This window comes from Mesorhizobium sp. CA6 (genome assembly GCF_020165035.1).
GTDB lineage: Bacteria > Pseudomonadota > Alphaproteobacteria > Rhizobiales > Rhizobiaceae > Mesorhizobium.
In genome coordinates this window covers 140,121-157,400 of the sequence record NZ_JAIUHI010000009.1, presented here as the reverse complement: position 1 = coordinate 157,400, position 17,280 = coordinate 140,121, and the positions used below count along the sequence as shown (strand labels likewise).

At 62.6% G+C, this 17,280-nt stretch carries 23 protein-coding genes; 7 read left to right on the top strand and 16 right to left on the bottom strand.

The features are described 5' to 3' along the window. Positions 1-5: 5 nt before the first annotated feature. Positions 6-1,529, bottom strand: a complete 1,524-nt coding sequence (locus tag LB526_RS15755) for an ATP-binding protein (protein WP_224628285.1) — start codon at positions 1,527-1,529, stop codon at positions 6-8. 76 nt (positions 1,530-1,605) lie between these two features. Here LB526_RS15755 and LB526_RS15750 point away from each other — a divergent pair, with 76 nt between their 5' ends. The 4 genes from LB526_RS15750 (at position 1,606) to LB526_RS15735 (ending at position 4,132) form a co-directional block, all read left to right on the top strand. Further along, positions 1,606-2,229: a thermonuclease family protein gene (locus LB526_RS15750; protein ID WP_224628284.1), complete on the top strand. Its 624-nt coding sequence runs from the start codon at positions 1,606-1,608 to the stop codon at positions 2,227-2,229. A 46-nt stretch (positions 2,230-2,275) separates the two neighbouring features. Continuing rightward, on the top strand, positions 2,276-2,887 hold the full coding sequence (locus tag LB526_RS15745; RefSeq protein ID WP_224628283.1) for a glutathione S-transferase: 612 nt from the start codon (positions 2,276-2,278) through the stop codon (positions 2,885-2,887). A 10-nt stretch (positions 2,888-2,897) separates the two neighbouring features. Continuing rightward, positions 2,898-3,533, top strand: coding sequence for a uracil-DNA glycosylase family protein (locus LB526_RS15740; protein WP_224628282.1), 636 nt, complete (start codon positions 2,898-2,900; stop codon positions 3,531-3,533). Positions 3,534-3,640: 107 nt separating this feature from the next. After that, positions 3,641-4,132: an Lrp/AsnC family transcriptional regulator gene (locus tag LB526_RS15735; RefSeq protein ID WP_006205209.1), complete on the top strand. Its 492-nt coding sequence runs from the start codon at positions 3,641-3,643 to the stop codon at positions 4,130-4,132. Positions 4,133-4,153: 21 nt separating this feature from the next. Here LB526_RS15735 and LB526_RS15730 read toward each other — a convergent pair whose 3' ends face one another. The 13 genes from LB526_RS15730 to moaA all read right to left on the bottom strand — a co-directional run bounded on the left by LB526_RS15730 (position 4,154) and on the right by moaA (position 13,786). Continuing rightward, positions 4,154-4,726 (bottom strand): DUF3299 domain-containing protein, encoded by a 573-nt coding sequence (locus tag LB526_RS15730; protein WP_224532262.1) that lies wholly within the window; start codon positions 4,724-4,726, stop codon positions 4,154-4,156. Positions 4,727-4,790: 64 nt separating this feature from the next. Further along, positions 4,791-5,369 (bottom strand): GNAT family N-acetyltransferase, encoded by a 579-nt coding sequence (locus LB526_RS15725; protein WP_140843284.1) that lies wholly within the window; start codon positions 5,367-5,369, stop codon positions 4,791-4,793. After that, on the bottom strand, positions 5,329-6,033 hold the full coding sequence (locus LB526_RS15720; protein ID WP_140843286.1) for a DNA alkylation repair protein: 705 nt from the start codon (positions 6,031-6,033) through the stop codon (positions 5,329-5,331). Before LB526_RS15720 ends, LB526_RS15725 begins: the two co-directional genes overlap by 41 nt. A gap of 6 nt (positions 6,034-6,039) precedes the next feature. Next, on the bottom strand, positions 6,040-6,909 hold the full coding sequence (locus LB526_RS15715) for an NAD(P)-dependent oxidoreductase (protein WP_224628281.1): 870 nt from the start codon (positions 6,907-6,909) through the stop codon (positions 6,040-6,042). Between the two features lie 113 nt (positions 6,910-7,022). Next, positions 7,023-7,847, bottom strand: coding sequence for an ABC transporter permease (locus LB526_RS15710; RefSeq protein ID WP_224628280.1), 825 nt, complete (start codon positions 7,845-7,847; stop codon positions 7,023-7,025). Next, the gene (locus LB526_RS15705) at positions 7,844-8,560 is read right to left on the bottom strand and encodes an ABC transporter permease (protein ID WP_224547740.1); all 717 of its coding nucleotides are present in this window, start codon (positions 8,558-8,560) and stop codon (positions 7,844-7,846) included. Before LB526_RS15705 ends, LB526_RS15710 begins: the two co-directional genes overlap by 4 nt. Positions 8,561-8,638: 78 nt before the next feature. Further along, positions 8,639-9,424, bottom strand: a complete 786-nt coding sequence (locus LB526_RS15700) for an ABC transporter substrate-binding protein (RefSeq protein ID WP_224628279.1) — start codon at positions 9,422-9,424, stop codon at positions 8,639-8,641. Between the two features lie 152 nt (positions 9,425-9,576). After that, positions 9,577-10,092: a molybdopterin-guanine dinucleotide biosynthesis protein B gene (gene mobB, locus LB526_RS15695; protein WP_095765398.1), complete on the bottom strand. Its 516-nt coding sequence runs from the start codon at positions 10,090-10,092 to the stop codon at positions 9,577-9,579. Beyond that, positions 10,089-10,721, bottom strand: a complete 633-nt coding sequence (gene mobA, locus LB526_RS15690) for a molybdenum cofactor guanylyltransferase MobA (RefSeq protein ID WP_224628278.1) — start codon at positions 10,719-10,721, stop codon at positions 10,089-10,091. The genes mobB and mobA overlap by 4 nt, the downstream gene beginning before the upstream one ends. A gap of 5 nt (positions 10,722-10,726) precedes the next feature. Further along, on the bottom strand, positions 10,727-11,647 hold the full coding sequence (locus LB526_RS15685; protein WP_224547732.1) for a DMT family transporter: 921 nt from the start codon (positions 11,645-11,647) through the stop codon (positions 10,727-10,729). Between the two features lie 122 nt (positions 11,648-11,769). Further along, positions 11,770-12,126 (bottom strand): hypothetical protein, encoded by a 357-nt coding sequence (locus LB526_RS15680; protein ID WP_140628062.1) that lies wholly within the window; start codon positions 12,124-12,126, stop codon positions 11,770-11,772. 93 nt (positions 12,127-12,219) lie between these two features. Further along, a complete protein-coding gene (locus tag LB526_RS15675; protein ID WP_224547722.1) occupies positions 12,220-12,735 on the bottom strand; it encodes a hypothetical protein in 516 nt (171 codons plus the stop codon). A gap of 55 nt (positions 12,736-12,790) precedes the next feature. Continuing rightward, positions 12,791-13,786: a GTP 3',8-cyclase MoaA gene (gene moaA, locus LB526_RS15670; RefSeq protein ID WP_095765403.1), complete on the bottom strand. Its 996-nt coding sequence runs from the start codon at positions 13,784-13,786 to the stop codon at positions 12,791-12,793. 377 nt (positions 13,787-14,163) lie between these two features. On the opposite strand from moaA, the gene LB526_RS15665 reads away from it, so the two are divergent. Next, positions 14,164-14,517, top strand: a complete 354-nt coding sequence (locus tag LB526_RS15665; RefSeq protein ID WP_224547720.1) for a gamma-butyrobetaine hydroxylase-like domain-containing protein — start codon at positions 14,164-14,166, stop codon at positions 14,515-14,517. 91 nt (positions 14,518-14,608) lie between these two features. Beyond that, positions 14,609-15,220, top strand: a complete 612-nt coding sequence (locus tag LB526_RS15660) for a pyridoxamine 5'-phosphate oxidase family protein (RefSeq protein ID WP_224547718.1) — start codon at positions 14,609-14,611, stop codon at positions 15,218-15,220. Between the two features lie 13 nt (positions 15,221-15,233). Here the strand turns inward: LB526_RS15660 and LB526_RS15655 are convergent, their stop codons facing one another. Then, a complete protein-coding gene (locus LB526_RS15655) occupies positions 15,234-15,686 on the bottom strand; it encodes a MarR family winged helix-turn-helix transcriptional regulator (RefSeq protein WP_095765406.1) in 453 nt (150 codons plus the stop codon). Positions 15,687-15,733: 47 nt separating this feature from the next. Here LB526_RS15655 and LB526_RS15650 point away from each other — a divergent pair, with 47 nt between their 5' ends. After that, complete coding sequence (locus tag LB526_RS15650; protein ID WP_224532252.1) at positions 15,734-16,642, top strand: alpha/beta hydrolase; 909 nt, start codon at positions 15,734-15,736, stop codon at positions 16,640-16,642. Positions 16,643-16,649: 7 nt separating this feature from the next. Here LB526_RS15650 and LB526_RS15645 read toward each other — a convergent pair whose 3' ends face one another. Then, complete coding sequence (locus LB526_RS15645) at positions 16,650-17,051, bottom strand: rhodanese-like domain-containing protein (protein WP_224532251.1); 402 nt, start codon at positions 17,049-17,051, stop codon at positions 16,650-16,652. Positions 17,052-17,280: the final 229 nt, after the last annotated feature.

The following is a 17,280-nucleotide window of genomic DNA, read 5'->3' as shown; positions in this document are numbered from 1 at the left end:
TTGCTTCAGCGGCGCCCGCGCGCGGCAACCGTCTTGGTCGGCAAGGCCGGCAATTCCTCCATCACCCGGCTCAACGGGAAGATGGCGATCGCCTCGGTGCCTTCGCGCAGCTTGGAATGAAGCTCGAATTCGCCGCTATGCATGGCAAGCAGCCCCTGCACGATCGGCAGGCCGAGGCCGGTTCCCTGCTCGGCGCTCTTGATGGCGATCGAGCCCTGGCCGAAAGCGGAAAGCACCACCGGGATTTCTTCTTCCGGTATGCCCGGGCCGTTGTCCTTGACCGAAATGTACTGGCCGCCGCCGGCGGTCCAGCCGACACGCACGCGCACTTCGCCGCCGGACGGGGTGAACTTGATCGAATTGGACAGGAGATTGAGCGTGATCTGCCTGACGGCACGCTCGTCGGCGAAGAGGCGCGGCAGGGTCTCCTCGAACTCCTGGATGATACGGATGTCCTTGTTGCGGGCGCGCAGCTCCATCATATGGCAGCAGTCTTCGACAATGGTCACCAGCACGACCGGCTCCTCGTTGAGCTGGTAGCGGCCGGCTTCTATGCGCGACAGGTCGAGGATCTCGTTGATCAGGTCGAGCAGGTGCTGTCCGGACTCATGCACGTCATGGGCATAGTCGCGGTAGGTCGGATTGCTCATCGGCCCCAGCACTTCATTGGCCATCACTTCGGAGAAGCCAAGGATGGCGTTGAGCGGCGTCCTGAGCTCGTGGCTCATCGAGGCGAGAAAACGCGATTTCGCCAGATTGGCGTCCTCGGCGCGCCGCCTTGCTTCATCCGACATCGATTTCGCCGTCTCCAGCTCGGCGATCAGCGCGTCCTTTTCCGAGCGGAAGGACAGCACCATCAACGAAGCCTGATTGAGATGACGCGCGACGTAACCGAAGAAGGGAAGCGCTGCGATGAGCAAGGCCGCCATCGTGGCTTCGATCGGCGTCCACAGGCGCATGACCGTGTAGACATAAACGGCAACGGGAATGGCAAAGGTCGCGAACAGCGCGCCGCCAAGCGAGGAGGCCATCACGGCGGTCGTCGCCATGGCGATCAGCAGCACCATGGCCTTGGCCACATTGAACTGGTCGATCTGGCATGTGGCGCAGCCGAACCAGGCGAACCACGCCCACCCAAGGCCGCAGAGGAAATGGCCGATCAGGAAGTCGCGACGTGTCTGCGCCGGGTCGAGTTCGGCCGCCTCGGTCCGCTCCACGCGACGCGCCATGAAAGCGACGATCGTGTAGCAAAGCAGCGTCGACAGGGCCCAGATGGCGATCTGGCTGTCCAGGCCCGCCAGCCGGCCGATGGCTGCCACGGCTAGCACGAGCAAGGGGATCGCGACCGCGCTGACCACCATGGCGCGCGCATGCAGCTTCAGCAGTTCACGGTCAAAATCGAGGCTGCCCGCCTGCTGCGAAAGGCGGTCGCGCGTCTTGCGCACCGCGCGCGCCACATCGCTGTTGCGGTGCGGTTTACGGCGGTCCACAATAAATTTATCCGCTGTGTTCGAGCGTTGCAAAGGCATACAGACTTCAATTTCTGCGCGCAGCGATTTTCAGTTCGTTAAGCTACGTTCGAATGATTAAGAGACTGTTTGCCATATGAGCCGTTTCGGGCCGCGAGGACCGCGCCGACGCTATGCGGCGAGCCCGCCGCGCAGCCGCTGGCGCAAGCTGCTGGACTACGGACTTGCTATCCTTCTGCTTGGTTTGCTCATCCTGGTGGCGGCACGCCTCGACCGCTTCGAGAGGCGCCAGGAGCAAGGCACGGCGATCGTCAATGACGGCGATTCGATCACGCTCGGGGCCGAGCGCATCCGCATGCGCGGCATCGACGCTCCGGAGTATCAGCAGACCTGCCAAAAGGCCGGTGCCGACTATCCCTGCGGCAAGCTGGCGCGGCAGTCGCTGGTGCGCCTGATCGCCGGCAGGCCTGTTGTCTGCAGCGGCTGGCGGCGCGATCGCTACGGCCGCCTACTCGGCGATTGCAAGGCAGGTGATACCGACCTAAACCAGGCCCAGGTGCAGGCCGGATGGGCGGTTGCGTTCGGCGATTTCGAGACCGAGGAAGCAGCGGCGAGAGCGGCCAAGGCCGGCATCTGGGCAGGCACCTTCGCGGAGCCGCAGGACTGGCGCGACAGCCATCATGGTGCGCCGGTCGAGCGACAGCACGGCGTGCTGGTCTCGTTCGGCGATGCGTTGCGCGAATTTGTTCGCTTCTGGTGATGGGCGGACCCGCACCTATGATCCGGTGGAGAAGCTGGAGGATGGAATGAAGCTGTTTGACGGCGGCCGCGCGCCCAATCCCCGGCGCGTGCGTGTTTTCCTTGCCGAGAAGGGGCTGACGGTGCCGCTGGTGCCCGTCGACATGGGCGCGCTGGAGCATCGCGGCGAGCAGGTGGCTGAGCGCAATCCGCTGCGGCGCCTGCCGGTGCTCGAGCTCGACGACGGCACCATCATCACCGAATCGATCGCCATTTGCCGCTATTTCGAGGAATTGCACCCCACGCCCGCTTTGTTCGGCACGGGTGCGCTCGGCAAGGCAAAAGTCGAGATGTGGCAAAGACGCTTGGAATTGAACCTGATGAGCAGCGTCGCCGCCGCTTTCCGGCACATCCATCCGGCGATGAAGGAATGGGAAGTGCCGCAAGTTCCGGAATGGGGCGAGGCCAACAAACCGAAGGTGATCGAATTCCTGCACCTGCTCGACGACGAACTGGCGGATCGCGAATTCGCCGCCGGCGATGTCTATTCGGTCGCCGACATCACCGGCATGATCGCCATCGACTTCATGAAACCAGCGCGAATCAAGGTGCCGGAAGAGTGCACGAACGTACTGCGCTGGTATGCGGCACTTGCAAGCCGGCCGAGCGCGACGGCCTGAGCGACAGAAATTGGATAATCCGCCCGATACGAGACAAGCGCTGCAGCGCCTCACCGAAAGGGTGCGGGCCTGCCGCATCTGCGTCGACCAGCCGCTTGGCCGGCCTTTGCCGCATGCGCCGCGGCCGGTGCTGCAGCCGTCCTCCACAGCGCGGGTCCTGCTTGCCGGCCAGGCGCCGGGGACAAAAGTGCATGCGTCGGGCATGCCCTTCACCGACGCCTCGGGAGACCGGCTGCGAAACTGGCTCGGTGTCAGCAGCGATGAGTTCTACGACGCTGAAAAATTCGCTATCGTGCCGATGGGCTTTTGTTTTCCTGGACAGGACGCCAAGGGCAGCGACCTGCCGCCGCGTCGCGAATGCGCGCCGGTCTGGCGCCCGGAGCTGATGGCGCTGATGCCGCAGATCGACCTTGTGCTGACCATCGGCAGTTATGCGCAGGCATGGCATATGGGCACGACGCGGCTGCCGTCACTGACCGAGACGGTCAGGAACTGGCGCGCCATATGGGATCGACCGTCGCTGCCGAAAGTGCTGCCGCTGCCGCATCCGTCGTGGCGGAACACCGGCTGGCTGAAGAAGAATCCCTGGTTTGAAATGGATTTGCTGCCCTTCCTGAGGGCGGAAATCCGCTATCGCATTGATTAGGCATTCTGCAAGAAATCGCTCGCATTTACCGCCATCGGCAGAATTTCTTTCTTGTGAAAGGCTCCGGTAAAAGGGATTATAGCCAAACTATTCCCCTGGAGCCTCCCATGGATCGCCTCGATAGAAAAATTCTCCGCCTCTTGCAGGAGGACGCGACGCTCGCGGTCGCCGATGTCGCCAAGAAAGTCGGCTTGTCGACGACGCCATGCTGGCGGCGCATCCAGAAGCTCGAGGAGGAAGGCGTCATCAAGCGTCGCGTCGCCATTCTCGATCATGAGAAGGTCAATGTGCGCGTTACCGTCTTCGTGTCGATCCGCACCAATTCGCACAGCCATGAATGGCTGCGGCGCTTCTCCGAGGTCATCCAGGAATTCCCGGAAGTGGTCGAGTTCTACCGCATGAGCGGCGACGTCGATTACCTGCTGCGCGTGGTGGTGCCCGACATCGCCGCTTACGATGCCTTCTACAAGCGGCTGATTGCCAAGATCGAGATCCGTGACGTCTCGTCGTCCTTCGCCATGGAGCAGATCAAGTACACGACGGAAATTCCGCTCGATTACATGGTGCTGGACAAGGAATCGGGCGCGAACGCGGCGTGACGCTGGTTGCGCCGATCGGCCCTAATTCTTCTTTTTGTTCAGAAAATTCCACGGCGAGTTGACCGGCAGGGTGACCGTGTCCGGCACGCTGTCGACGCTCGCCACCTCGGCCTTTCGCACCGTGTAGCCCGACTGGACCATCGAGACGCCGTCGAGGATGAACAACTGGCTTTTCTCCATGCCGGGCTTCAGCACGCCGGTGACTGCGACCGGCTCGTAGGCCTCTTTCATCTTGTAGGGATGCGCCGGCGTCACCAGCACGATCTGATTGGGCGGCGGCGTCGGCATGTGGCTGCAGGCGCCCGTCCACGGCACCAGCAAGAACTGGTAGACGAGGTCGCCGTCACGATCGACCGGCAATGCATATCCGGCTAATTGTATCGTCTTGTCCTGCAGATTGAGCGACAAGGTCTCGCCATGGTCAGGCAGTTTTGCCGCGATCATCGGCAGGTTCGCGTCTTCGGCTATCGCTTGCGTCGCGGGGCGCAGATCCTTCCAGACAATATGCGCGACATCGGCCGCGGCATCGGCTCCAGTGGCTGCGAGGAGGAGCGCAGCCGCCAGCGCAGCGCATGACTTGAAACGCTTGCTCATGATCGCTCCATCCTCCGCCAGTCCATTTGCTGAATCGAGTAAAAGCGTCGTGACCGGTCCGGGCTCACCGACCCAGCCGCATCACATGCCGTCGCGTACCGGCGGTGCCGGTCTCATGGAAGCCCCTCGTAGTAAACATGTCGCGAAAACCCATGAAGCGATAGCTCGGGGCGGCCTCGTCGACGGGATAGGCCTCGATTGTATGCGCGCCTTTGCTGAAGGCATGGTCGATCGCAGCGTCAAGCAAAGCGGAGGCCAGCCCGCCGCCACGCAGGGCCCTGGGCACATAGAAGCAGACGATCGACCAGATGCCGGTTTCGGTGTCGTCCTGCTGCTTTGAAAGTTTCCGGTAGGTCTCGCGTGGCGCGACCGAGCACCAGCCGACCGGCCTGCCGTCCATCTCAGCGATGATGCCGACCGGGGTGCCTTTGTCGATGAGCGCCATCATCATGCGCTTCTTCTCATCGTTCTGAATGTGTTCGCGGGTGGAATGGCGCCAGGCCATGCACCAGCAATATTTCGGTGCGCCGGGCTGCTCGAACAGGTTTTCGAAGTCGGCAAGTGTCTCTGGCGTCACCCCGACGAACCGAATCCCGGCAAGGTCATGCTTTTGCGGCTGCGAGCCTTTCGAGCTGTCTGGCATCCGTCAGTTCCTTCACTGCATCCTTGCCGATCCAGCGCGCCGTCTTGTCCGGCGATGCCGCTAATCTTTCCGCCAGCGCAAGGGCAGGGGCGTGCAGGCTCATCGACCGTTTGCCGATTTGCCGCAGCGCCCAATTGACTGCCTTGCGGACGAAATTGCGCGGATCGCCGGCATGCTTCTCGATCAGCGGCAGATAGGCGAGGAAGGTCGCGTCCGGTTCTTTCTTGAGATGCACCGCGCTCCAGGCCAACATGGCAAAGGCGGTGCGGCGAACGAATTCGCGTTCGTCTCCAGCGAACTCGTCGATCAATTCGCGCCAGAACGGTGTTTCGGCAAACAGGTCCGCAACGGTGTCGACGATCTCCCAGCTGTCGAAATCCGCGGCCCAGCGCCGGCATTGATCGATATCGACCTTCTTCGGCTCGCCGGTGAAGGCGGCCATCAGCCGCGCTTCGCGGATGCCGCTGTTCCAGAGCTGCAGCGACCGCTCGTGGTTCCTCTTCAGCTTGCGCGCCAGCAGCCGCAATTGTGAATTCCCGACGCCGAGCGCGCTGGCGGTGTTGATGCCGAAGCGCGCCATGCCCGCCCGATTGTCCTCAGTGCCGACCGAACGCAAATGAGCGACGATGTCATCGGCGCTCCAGCTCGGATCGGGCAGGGGCATCGTCACCTATCTTTCCAGGCGCGCCAGCAACGAGGACGTGTCCCAGCGCTTGCCGCCCATGTCCTGCACATCCTTGTAGAACTGGTCGACCAGGGCGGTCACCGGCAGCTTGGCGCCGTTGCGATTGGCCTCCGCCAGGCAGATGCCGAGATCCTTGCGCATCCAATCGACGGCGAAGCCGAAATCGTATTTGCCGGCATTCATTGTCTTGTGGCGGTTTTCCATCTGCCAGGAGCCGGCAGCACCCTTGGAGATCACCTCGATGACCTTCTCGATGTCGAGGCCGGCCTTCTTGCCGAAATGGATGCCTTCGGCCAGGCCCTGGACGAGGCCGGCGATGGCGATCTGGTTGATCATCTTGGTCAACTGGCCTGCGCCAGCCGATCCCATCAGGCCGACCATGCGGGCGTAGGCGTCGATGACGGGCCTGGCCTTGTCGAAGGCGGCCTCATCGCCGCCGACCATGACGGTCAGCACGCCGTTCTCGGCGCCGGCCTGGCCGCCTGACACCGGCGCGTCGAGGAAGGAGAAGCCCGCCTTGCGCGCGGCGTCGTCAAGCTCGCGCGCGACCTCGGCCGACGCGGTGGTGTTGTCGATGAAGACGGCGCCCTTCTTCATGGCGGCGAAGGCGCCGTTCGCACCTGTGGTGACCGAGCGCAGATCATCGTCATTGCCGACGCAGGAGAAGACGAAGTCCTTGCCCGCCGCCGCATCGGCCGGCGTCAGCGCCAGTTTGCCGCCATGCTGGGCCACCCACTGCTCGGCCCTTGCCTTGGTGCGGTTGTAGACGGTGACGTCATGGCCGCCTTTGTTCCTGAGGTGCCCGGCCATCGGATAGCCCATGACGCCAAGACCGAGAAATGCAACCGATGCCATAGACCTGCCTTCCAACAAAACACAGTTTCCAGTGGCGGAAGGTCTAGGCCATGCGAAAAATTCGTCAAGGCACGGCTGGTCGCATCGACTGGCACAGGCACGGGCGGCTTAATCTAGCGGTGCAGATGGATAGTGATGCGGCGCTCGATCCATTCGACGCCGTGGCGCAGGATCTCGACCATCACCAGATAGACGATCGCCACCCAGATATAGGCCTGGATGTCGAAGGATTTCGCATAAGCGAGCTTGGCGTTGCCCATCAGGTCGTAGACGGTAATGATGGCGACGATCGCGGAAGCCTTGATCATCAGGATGAGCTCGTTGCCGTAGGGCCTGAGCGCGACAATGATCGCCTGGGGCATGATCACCTTGCGCAGCGTCTGCAATTTGTGCAGTCCGAGCGAGGCCGCACCTTCCCATTGGCCGCGCGTCACGCTTTCGATGGCGCCGCGCAGGATTTCGGCCTGATAGGCGGCGGTGTTGAGCGAGAAGGCAAAGACGCCGCAATAGAAGGCCTCGCGAAAGAACCACCACAGCCCGACCGTCTCAAGCTCAGGCCGGAACGAGCCGATGCCGTAATAGACCAGGTAGGTCTGCACGAGCAGCGGCGTGCCGCGGAAGAAATAGACGTAGCAATAGGCAAGCGCGGACAAGATCGGGTTCTTCGACATGCGGCCATAGGCGACCGGCAGCGACAGGAGCGCGCCAACGACCATCGAAATGCTCACCAGCGATAGGGTGGTCCCCAGGCCCTGAAGATAGGCGGGAGCATATCTGGCGAAGAATTCGGCGTTCCAGGCATAGACCAGATAGGCGACGATGCCGGCGCCGAACAGCACCCAGATGCCGACCAGCGCGTAGCCGAGGAAGCGGACCCGCTGCCAGCCGCGCGCTGGCGGCGGCGGCTTGTCGATGGCGATAGCCTGGCTGACGCTCATCGCGCTTCCCTCCGTCCGAGATAGCGCAGGATATAGCTCGTGGCGATCGACGACAGGACGGCCAGCGCCAGGAAGATCAGCGCCGCGACGCTGTAAAAGAGGAAGGAATGCTTGGTGACGCGGGCCGCCACGCCGGACTGGCGCAGGGTCTCCGCGAGATTGACGACCGAAACCAGCGAGGTGTCCTTGAGCAGGCTCAGCCAACAATTTTCGAGACCCGGAAAAGCGATGCGTATCAGCTGCGGCAGGATCACCAGCCGCATTGTCTGCCATTTCGACAGGCCAATGGCGTAGCCACCCTCATATTGGCCTTTCGGAATGGCGCGGAACGCGGAGAGGAACACCTCGCTGGCGTAAGAGGAGAAGATCAGCGCCAGCACGATCATGCCGGCGACGAAGCTGTTGACGTCGATAGTTGCGTCCGGATTGAACAGCCGGACGAGATATTGCAGCAGAAGCGGCATGCCGAAGAAGAACAGGAACAGCGTCACCAGTTCCGGCAGGCCGCGAAAGACCGTGGTGTAGATGTTGCCGGCAAGGCGGAGCGACGGCTCTTCATGCTGCTTGGCAAAGGCGACGAAAAAGCCGATCACTAGGCCGATCGGCAGTGTGGCGAGCGCCAGCGCGATGGTGACCAGAACGCCAGAGGCAATGTCGTCACTCCAGCCCTCCGGTCCCCAGCTGAGAAGTGTCCAAATGCTTTGGGCCGGCATTGACGGGTCGTGTCTCCGTGGCGATCCCGGAAGGATTTAAGGGCGGCGAGGGATGCCTCACCGCCCTTGGCTTATCGATCAGGACTCGGCGCCATAGACGTCGAACTTGAAGTATTTGTCGTTGATTTCCTTGTACTTTCCGTTCTTTCGGATGGTGTCGATCGCTTCATTCAGCTTGTTGACCAGATCGGTCTCGCCCTTGCGCACGGCGATGCCGGCGCCCGGTCCGAAGATTTCGACCGGCTGCGGCGAGGGCTGGCCGAGGATCTTGCAGCAGGCGCCGTCCGGCGAATCCAGCCACTGCTGCAGCACGACGATGTCGTCCTCGATGGCGTCGAGACGGCCATTGGCGAGGTCTGCCTGCTCCTCGGGGCTGCTCGGATAGCCCTTGATGGTGCTGTCCGTGTAGGTCTTCGAAGCATAGTTGTAGTGCGTGGTGGTGGTGGCGACGCCGATGGTCTTGCCGGCGAGGTCTTCCTTGGCCACGCCTTTGAGTGGTGAATCCTTCGGCACGGCGATGGCCGAGGGGGTGTTGTAGTATTTGTGGGTGAAGTCGACCTTTTCCTGGCGCTCGGGCGTGATCGACATCGAGGCGACGATGGCGTCGAACTTGCCGGCCTGGAGCGCGGGGATGATGCCGTCCCAATCCTGCGCGACGAAGGTGCACTTCACCTTCATCTCGTCGCAGAGCGCCTTGGCGATATCGATGTCGAAGCCGACCAGCTGGCCGTCCGAGGTCAGGTTGTTGAAGGGCGGGTATGCGCCTTCGGTGCCGATCCTCAGGGTCTTTTCCTGAGCCTGGGCGACGCCGAGTGTCAGCAGCGCGGCCGAAGCGGCGAGCGCGATACGCAGTGCAATACGCATGATAATCCTCTCATATTGTCATGGCCGCTGTCCCGTGCGGCTCTTGTGGGCGGTGCTTTCTTGACCGCCCGCTGAGGCGGATACTCCCACTCTTTGCGAGAAAAAAGCAACTGCAAATCAACGGCAAACGACAATCAGGATGTGCCGCTGCGTTACTTGGTCTGAGCCACGAGACCTGTGCTGCGCTCGATGAAGTCGGCTATCGATTTCGTGTCGTCGAGGTCGAAAACCGGCAGGTCTTCGCCTTCGACCGTGAAGTCGGCGGCGACCGCGACAATGTTGGGATCGTTGGCCGAAAGCGGCGTCCGATCCTTGGCTTCAAGCCGCCTTGCCTCGATCTTCTTATGCGCTTCGCGCTTGTAGCCTTCGACCAGCACGATGTCCGAGGGCGACAGCCGCGCCAGAATGTCGTCCAGCGTCGGCTCGTTCTCCTCGCGCAATTCGTGCATCAGTGCCCAGCGCCGGCCGGAGACGATGGCGACTTCCGTCGCGCCCGCCTGGCGGTGGCGGAAGGAGTCGGCGCCCGGCTTGTCGATGTCGAAGTCATGGTGCGCGTGCTTCACCGTCGACACCGTCCAGCCGCGCGCCACCAGCTCTGTGACCAGCTTTTCCGTCAGGGTCGTCTTGCCGGAGTTCTTCCAGCCGGTGATGCCGAATACGCGTCTCATGGCCCGAGGCTTTGCAATAGACGCTCCGCCGCCGCAAGGTCGTCCGGCGTGTTGATGTTGAAGAACGGATCGATCTTTTGGCCGCGAGCCTCGATCATGGGGAACTCAACCTCGACATGGCCGTGCCGCTCCATAAACGCGGAAACCCGTCGGTTGTTCTCGTCGACCAGGAAATGGCGCAGGGCGTCGCGCAGGCCGAGCGGCCAGAGCGCGAAGGTCGGGTGCCATCTGCCGTCGGAGCTGGCGACGGCGATCGTGCCGGGCCGATCGAGCGCTGCCACCACCAGGCGCTCGACGAGGTTGTCGGGAAAGAACGGCGTGTCACCGGCGGCGCTCACCAGCCACCGGCAGCTTGTTTGCTTTGCCGCCCATTCGAGGCCGGTGAGAATGCCTGCGAGCGGGCCGGCATGGCCCGGCACCGTATCTTGGATGACCGGCAGACCCATGCCGGCAAATCGCGCCGGATCGCCGTTCGCGTTGAGCCCCAGTGTGGCGACCTGCGGCCTCAGTCGCGTGGCGACATGGTCGATCAGCCTGGCTTTGCCCAATGAAAGGAGCGGCTTGTCGCCGCCGCCCATCCGGCGCGACTGGCCTCCGGCCAGAATGATCCCCGCAACACTTCGGTCCATTGCGCCTATATGCCGTCCGGTGCCATGTCGGGTCCAGCGCTTTCGGCGGCAGGTTGCTGCCGGCCGACGACGCGCTCGCGGTAGAGCGCATAGAGGCCCGAGCCGATGATGATGGCGGCGCCGACGGTCATCGGCGCATCGGGGATATCGCCGAAAATGACGAGGCCGAGCAGGATCGACCACAATAGCGCGGTGTAGCGGAACGGGGCGATGAAGGAGATGTCGCCCGAGCGCATCGCCATGATGATGAACTGATAGCCGATGAGCACCAGTACCGCCGCCAGCGCCAGAAGCGTGGTCGCCCGGCCGCTCATCGGCGTCCAGCCGCCCATCGGCGACAAAAGCAGCGCGCCCAGCACCGTCATGGCAAGCGCGGTCGCCGTCGACACCAGCATGGTCGGGATCGCGTCGGGGATCCGCTTGGTGGCGAGATCGCGCACCGCGCAGCAGGCGACGCTGGTCAATGCCAGCAACGAGTAGACGCTGAAGCCCTCGAAGCCCGGCCGCACGATGATCAGCACGCCGGTGAAGCCGATGGCAATGGCAAGCCAGCGCCGCCAGCCGACGCCTTCGCCGAAGAACAGCGCCGCGCCCATGGTCACCGCCAGCGGCAGCGCCTGCAGCACGGCCGATACGTTGGCGATCGGCAAATGCGCAAGCGCGATCAGAAACGATACCGTGGCGCCGGCTTCGCCCGCGACGCGCGTCGCCACCATCGGCTGCAGCATGGCCGCCGGATTGGCAAGCGCGCCGCGCCGCCAGGCGAGCAGGCCGACGAACAAGGACGCGAAGGCGCCCCGCACCAGCATGACCTGCGCCATGTTCATCGATTCCGACGAGAATTTGGCGATCGCGTCGTTCAAGGTGAAGCCGACCATGGCCACGATCATGAACAGCGCGCCGCGCAGATTTGGCGAGAGAGGCAAGGGCGTTTCCGGACTATTTTAATTCAGCCGTCTAGCAGGCAGCCGGAAAACAGCAACGGCAAAGAAATGGGCCACGAATTTCTGCGTGGCCCATGAGATCGATTTGCCGAGCTTTGGAAGGCTTACTTCGGCGTCAGCACCTCGGTGCCGTTACCGTTCTGGCCGGCGATGGTCCACAGCCCGTGCAGGGAGCCGTCCTTCTCGATCTTGTAGACGACGAGACCGATCTCCTTGCCCATCGCGTAGCCGGCGGAAAATGCATTGTCGTTACGCATGCAGATGCCGTCCGAGGTCGAGCCGCCGGTTTCCCAGTGGATGGTGCAGGTCGTGTCGCTGGTCAGCGTGATGGTTGCCTCGCCGTCATATTTCGAGCCGTCGAAATTGGTGCCGGCGACGGTGTAGGTGCCGCCGATCGACTGAGCCGCGGCCGATACGGAAGCAACCCCAAGCATTGCCAGTGAAAGCATGAATGTGCGCATGTGCACTCCCCCTAGAGCGATAATCGCGCGCGAAGGCTAGGCTGGAAAAGGCCGGCGGTAAATCGGCCGGAAGGCGACGCCAGCGCTTTATTTTCAGTGTGGGCTCAGGCTGACCTCAAGGGCCGCGCAGGGTCTTGGCGATGGAGCCGGCCAAAGGGTCGTATTTTGCCTTGAGCGCGGCAGGGTATTCGATCCAGACGGTGCGAATGACGTCGTCCTTTCCGAACAGGCGCCGTCGTAAAAAATGTTGCCGTCCTTGGTGCCGGAGAGCACCGCCCAATTCTTGCCGGTCTTGCTGTAGGTGATCTTGTAACCCGGTTCGGTGTTGGCTTTCTCCTGGACGACGAAAGCTTGCGGCGTGTCGCTGTCGATGTTGTAGATGCCGGAACAGGTCAGGCTGGCGCCGTCGGCGCTAACCCATTGCTGTCCGTCGCCATTTTCCGGCTCGGGCATCGGCTTGTTGAAGATGTCGTCGGGAAAAGTGCAGGACTGGCCGAACCGCGCATTCACATAGGTGAAGGGCTTGGCCATCGCGGTCGCCGGCACGATTGTCGACAGGGACAAGATCGCCGCTACCGACGACCAACCGATGCGCTGCGGACGTTTCATGATCCCCCCTTTGGTCGATGACCGAAGGTGATCCTGCACCAAATCGCAGAAAAAATCAGCCGCCGGTGACGCTCATATGCCGAGATACCGATGGGCGGCTGGTGCGGCGGTCGATGACGAAATCATGGCCCTTGGGCTTGCGGCCGATGGCTTCGTCGATCGCCTCGCCGAGCAACTCGTTGCCTTCGGTGGCGCGCAACGGCGCCCGGAGGTCGGCGGCGTCCTCCTGGCCAAGGCACATGTAGAGCGTGCCGGTGCAGGTCAGCCGCACGCGGTTGCAGCTTTCGCAGAAATTATGCGTCATCGGCGTGATGAAGCCGAGACGGCCGCCGGTCTCCGTGACATGGACATAGCGGGCCGGGCCGCCGGTCTTGTAAGGAATATCGGAGAGCGTGAACTGGCGCTCCAGCGAGGCGCGCAGCAGCGACAGCGGCAGATACTGGTCGGTGCGGTCGGCCTCGATCTCGCCCATCGGCATCGTCTCGATGAGAGTGAGATCCATGCCGCGGCCATGCGCCCAGCGCATCAGCTCGGGGATTTCGGCGTCGTTGAAGTCGCGCAGCGCAACCGCATTGAGCTTGATCTTCAACCCGGCCTTCTGTGCGGCATCGATGCCCTCCATCACCTTGCCGAGATTGCCCCAGCGGGTGATCTGGTGGAATTTCTCGGCATCGAGCGTGTCGAGCGAGACGTTGATGCGCTTGACGCCGCAATCGGCGAGCTCAGCGGCGAAGCGCGACAGCTGCGAGCCGTTGGTGGTCAGCGTCAGCTCTTCCAGGGCGCCGCTCTCCAGATGCCGCGACAGCTGGCGCACCAGATGCATGATGTTCTTGCGAACCAGCGGCTCGCCGCCGGTCAGCCTGAGCTTCCTAACGCCCTTTTCGATGAAAACGGTGCAGAGCCGGTCAAGCTCCTCGAGCGACAACAGATCCTTCTTGGGCAAGAAGGTCATGTCCTCGGCCATGCAATAGGTACAGCGAAAATCGCAGCGGTCGGTGACCGACACGCGCAGATAGCTGATGGTGCGACCGAAGGGGTCGATCATGTCCATTTGCAAACGTTTCCCATGGCCTGAGCGGCACCGTTATATACAGCTATGTGATACGATCCAATGCCGCATTCAAGATAGACGGTCTTGATCTTTGGTAACATTCCCCGGCCGACATCGCGTGTCGGCTGGCTGAAAGCCTTTGTCGGATGCATGTCGTTTGTCCCAGAACCGCTGCCCACTTCTGGGCGACATGCATTGGGCACCGGTCTTTCCGGATCGCGCGAAGCGGCGTAGGGAAGGGCGCAACCCAGAGCATGATGCCGAAAAGTGTGAAGCGGTTTTTCGGACGACATCATGCTCTATCTCTTTGACTTAGAGACGGATTCAGATTTCAGGTCGAACAGACCTGAAATAATCCGGCTCTAGACAGGACAGTCATGACCGCGCCAAAGGAACTCAGGGTCTCGAAGGACCGCAAGCTGCTGACGGTGACCTTCCCGGGCCATCAACCGTTCGAATTGCCGGCGGAGTTTTTGCGCGTGGCTTCGCCATCGGCGGAAGTACAGGGCCATTCGCCGGAGCAGCGGGTGACAGTTCCGGGCAAGCGCAATGTCACGATCCTCAAGATCGAGCCGGTCGGCAATTATGCGGTGCGCATCACCTTCGACGATTTCCACGACACCGGCATCTTCACCTGGAATTATCTGCATACGCTCGGCCACGAAAAGGACGAGCGCTGGAACGCCTATCTCGCCGAGCTGGCCGAGAAGGGGCTGAGCCGGGATCGCTAGCCGGCGCGTGGCAATCCAATGTCGGCAGCCGCCGTCGTCAAGGCGTCATGGACATGGAGTAGCGCCGGCAAAAGGTCAGGAGGCGAAAAAGATGTCGCGCATCACATCCGTCGAGCAGCTCGAGGCCCTCTACGGGCTGCCGGGCGAGGCTTCTGTCGTCAAGGAACTCGACCATGTGATTCCCGAATATGCCGCCTTCATCGAGGCCTCGCCCTTCGTGGCGCTGGCGACGAGCGGGCCCGAGGGCCTCGACTGCTCCCCGCGCGGCGATCTCGCCGGCTTCGTGCGCATTGTCGACGACAAGACTCTGATGATGCCCGACAGGCGCGGCAACAATCGCGCCGATTCGCTGAAGAACATCATTCGCGATCCGCGCGTCGGGCTGCTCTTTCTGGTGCCGGGCTCGGGCACCACGCTGCGCGTCAACGGCCGCGCTCACATCACGACCGATGCCGGGCTTTGCGCGTCCTTCACGGTCGACGGCAAGCCGGCCCGCTCGGTCACTGTCATCGATGTCGATACGGTCTATTTCCAATGCGCCCGCGCTATCGTCCGCTCGGAACTATGGAACCCGGCCAGGCATATCGACCCGAAGTCGCTGCCGACACCCGGCCAGATTCTCGAGATCACCAGCCGTAAGAACATCGACGGCCAGAAGTACGACGAGGAATGGCCGGAAAGAGCGAAGAAGACGATGTGGTGATTGGAAGCCGCGCTCAGGCTTCCTTCAGCACGTCGGCGATCTTGCGCATCTGCTCGCCGATCATGTCGCACTGCTCCGGCGTCGACTGGCTCATCGCCTTCTCGATCAGCGCCATATGAACCTTCAGGGCCTTCATCAGCAGAGCCTCGCCCGCCTCGGTGAGGTTCAGCCGCAGCACCCGCTTGTCCTTCTCGTCGCCTTCGCGACGCAGCAACCCGCGGGCCTCGAGCTGCGGCAACAGCATGGTGATGTTGGAGCGGCCGACGAGCAGCTTGCGGGCAAGGTCGTGCTGCGACATGCCGGGGTGGCGGTAGAGGTTCATCAGCACGTCGAGCTGCGCCGGCTTAAGGTCGAGCGGGCCGAGCTTAACCGCCAGCGTGCGCTCCAGCACATGGCAGGCGCGCGCCACCGCAACCCAGTTGCGAAAGCGAGGGTTGTCCCAGGGTAGCTCTTGCTTAATGTTCATCTTTGAACTATTATGTTCATGCTTGAACGAATGGATGGACTGCCAATATGGCATCATTTGGAATGAAGGTCATCCGGGGCGTTTTCGGCGCGGCCGAGCATGTTGCGCCGCGTCTTAGCGGCCGTGCCGCCTTCGAATTGTTTTGCCGCACACCAAACGTCAAGACCTTGAGCGACGGCGAACGCCGGGCCGTCGAGCGGGCCTCAGCCTTCATGGCCGAGGCGCGCCATCACAGGCTGAAAACCAGGACCGATTGCGTCGCAGTGCATGAATTCCGGCCGGAGCCGGGCAGGGAGTCGCGCGGCACGGTGCTCGTCATTCATGGTTGGCGCTCGCGTACCGAATATATGCGCGCCCTTATCGAAGGATTTCGCGGCGCCGGCTACAAGGTTGTTTCGCTCGACCTGCCTGGGCATGGCCATTCGCTCGGCCGCCATCTCAACATGGTGACTGCCGTGGACGCGGCGCGGGTCGCCGGCGAATGGTTCGGCCCCTTTGCCGCCGTCGTCGGCCATTCCTTCGGCGGCGCGATTGCCGCCAATGCCGTTGCCGCATCGGTCAAGGGCATGCCGCCGCTTGCGGCGCAAAAGCTGGTGCTGATTGCGGCGCCGAGCTCGCTGCCTGCAATCTTCGACGACTTCAGCGATATGATGAATGTCGGGCCGCGCTCGCGCGTCGCCATGGCGGACCGGGTGAAGCATCTGTCCGGGCGGCCGCTCAGCGAATTCACCGGCGACCGCCAGCTTGCGGAGGCGTCGGTGCCGACGCTGATCATCCACGCGCCGGACGATCGCGAAGTCCATGCCGATCATGCGAAGCGTTATGCGGGCGCCGGCGAGCATGTCCACCTGCATTGGGCCGAGGGGCTTGGCCACCGGCGTATCCTCACCGACAGGGACGTCGTCGCGCGCGCGGTCGGCTTTGTGACTGGGCAGCGGGAAACGGCCCTGCACTAATCGCCTATCAGTCCGCCTTCTTTTTCTGCCCCGGCTCTACGGGCAGGCCCGCTGCTTTCCAGGCGCTATAGCCGCCGAGGATATGCTTGACCGGCGTCAGGCCCATGTCCTGGGCCGTCTTCGTGGCAAGCGCCGAGCGCCAGCCTCCGGCGCAGAAGAAGACGAAGGTCTTGCCGCTGGCGAAGAACGGCTTGTGATACGGGCTTTCGGGATCGATCCAGAATTCCAGCATGCCGCGCGTCACATGCTTGGCGCCGGGGATCTTGCCGTCACGTTCGACCTCGCGCGGGTCGCGCAGATCGACGAAGATCGTGTCCTCATCCTCCAGCAGCCCCGCTGCCTCCTCAGGCGACACGACCTCGATCTCGGCATTCGCCTCGTCGAGAAGCTGGCGATATCCCTTCTTCACTGCACATCCTCCAGGCCGTGGCTCGAGGCCGCCGGAATTTCGATCACAAAGACCGCGCTTTGTCACGCCTTGGCCGTCCCGCACAGGGCGGCCGTCGAATCCGCCGGTGATTCCTGCTTGACGACAGTCCACTCGAAACGCTGCTCGCGTACCTATGTGACTTTTTCGCCTATCAGCAACGCCACGCCTGATTGTCCCGGGTGTCGGAACACTTGGAACGGCCAGCTCG

Excerpts from the sequence above, each read along its gene's own strand:
- LB526_RS15660 (WP_224547718.1), top strand. The coding sequence starts at position 14,609 with ATGTCGCGCATCACATCCGTCGAGCAGCTCGAGGCCCTCTACGGGCTG.
- LB526_RS15730 (WP_224532262.1), bottom strand. The coding sequence starts at position 4,726 with ATGAGCAAGCGTTTCAAGTCATGCGCTGCGCTGGCGGCTGCGCTCCTC.
- LB526_RS15725 (WP_140843284.1), bottom strand. The coding sequence starts at position 5,369 with ATGCCAGACAGCTCGAAAGGCTCGCAGCCGCAAAAGCATGACCTTGCC.
- LB526_RS15650 (WP_224532252.1), top strand. The coding sequence starts at position 15,734 with ATGGCATCATTTGGAATGAAGGTCATCCGGGGCGTTTTCGGCGCGGCC.
- LB526_RS15665 (WP_224547720.1), top strand. The coding sequence starts at position 14,164 with ATGACCGCGCCAAAGGAACTCAGGGTCTCGAAGGACCGCAAGCTGCTG.
- LB526_RS15735 (WP_006205209.1), top strand. The coding sequence starts at position 3,641 with ATGGATCGCCTCGATAGAAAAATTCTCCGCCTCTTGCAGGAGGACGCG.
- LB526_RS15715 (WP_224628281.1), bottom strand. The coding sequence starts at position 6,909 with ATGGCATCGGTTGCATTTCTCGGTCTTGGCGTCATGGGCTATCCGATG.
- LB526_RS15680 (WP_140628062.1), bottom strand. The coding sequence starts at position 12,126 with ATGCGCACATTCATGCTTTCACTGGCAATGCTTGGGGTTGCTTCCGTA.
- mobB (WP_095765398.1), bottom strand. The coding sequence starts at position 10,092 with ATGAGACGCGTATTCGGCATCACCGGCTGGAAGAACTCCGGCAAGACG.
- LB526_RS15705 (WP_224547740.1), bottom strand. The coding sequence starts at position 8,560 with ATGCCGGCCCAAAGCATTTGGACACTTCTCAGCTGGGGACCGGAGGGC.
- LB526_RS15675 (WP_224547722.1), bottom strand. The coding sequence starts at position 12,735 with ATGAAACGTCCGCAGCGCATCGGTTGGTCGTCGGTAGCGGCGATCTTG.
- LB526_RS15750 (WP_224628284.1), top strand. The coding sequence starts at position 1,606 with ATGAGCCGTTTCGGGCCGCGAGGACCGCGCCGACGCTATGCGGCGAGC.
- LB526_RS15745 (WP_224628283.1), top strand. The coding sequence starts at position 2,276 with ATGAAGCTGTTTGACGGCGGCCGCGCGCCCAATCCCCGGCGCGTGCGT.
- LB526_RS15720 (WP_140843286.1), bottom strand. The coding sequence starts at position 6,033 with ATGCCCCTGCCCGATCCGAGCTGGAGCGCCGATGACATCGTCGCTCAT.
- mobA (WP_224628278.1), bottom strand. The coding sequence starts at position 10,721 with ATGGACCGAAGTGTTGCGGGGATCATTCTGGCCGGAGGCCAGTCGCGC.
- LB526_RS15755 (WP_224628285.1), bottom strand. The coding sequence starts at position 1,529 with ATGCCTTTGCAACGCTCGAACACAGCGGATAAATTTATTGTGGACCGC.
- moaA (WP_095765403.1), bottom strand. The coding sequence starts at position 13,786 with ATGGACATGATCGACCCCTTCGGTCGCACCATCAGCTATCTGCGCGTG.
- LB526_RS15700 (WP_224628279.1), bottom strand. The coding sequence starts at position 9,424 with ATGCGTATTGCACTGCGTATCGCGCTCGCCGCTTCGGCCGCGCTGCTG.
- LB526_RS15710 (WP_224628280.1), bottom strand. The coding sequence starts at position 7,847 with ATGAGCGTCAGCCAGGCTATCGCCATCGACAAGCCGCCGCCGCCAGCG.
- LB526_RS15655 (WP_095765406.1), bottom strand. The coding sequence starts at position 15,686 with ATGAACATTAAGCAAGAGCTACCCTGGGACAACCCTCGCTTTCGCAAC.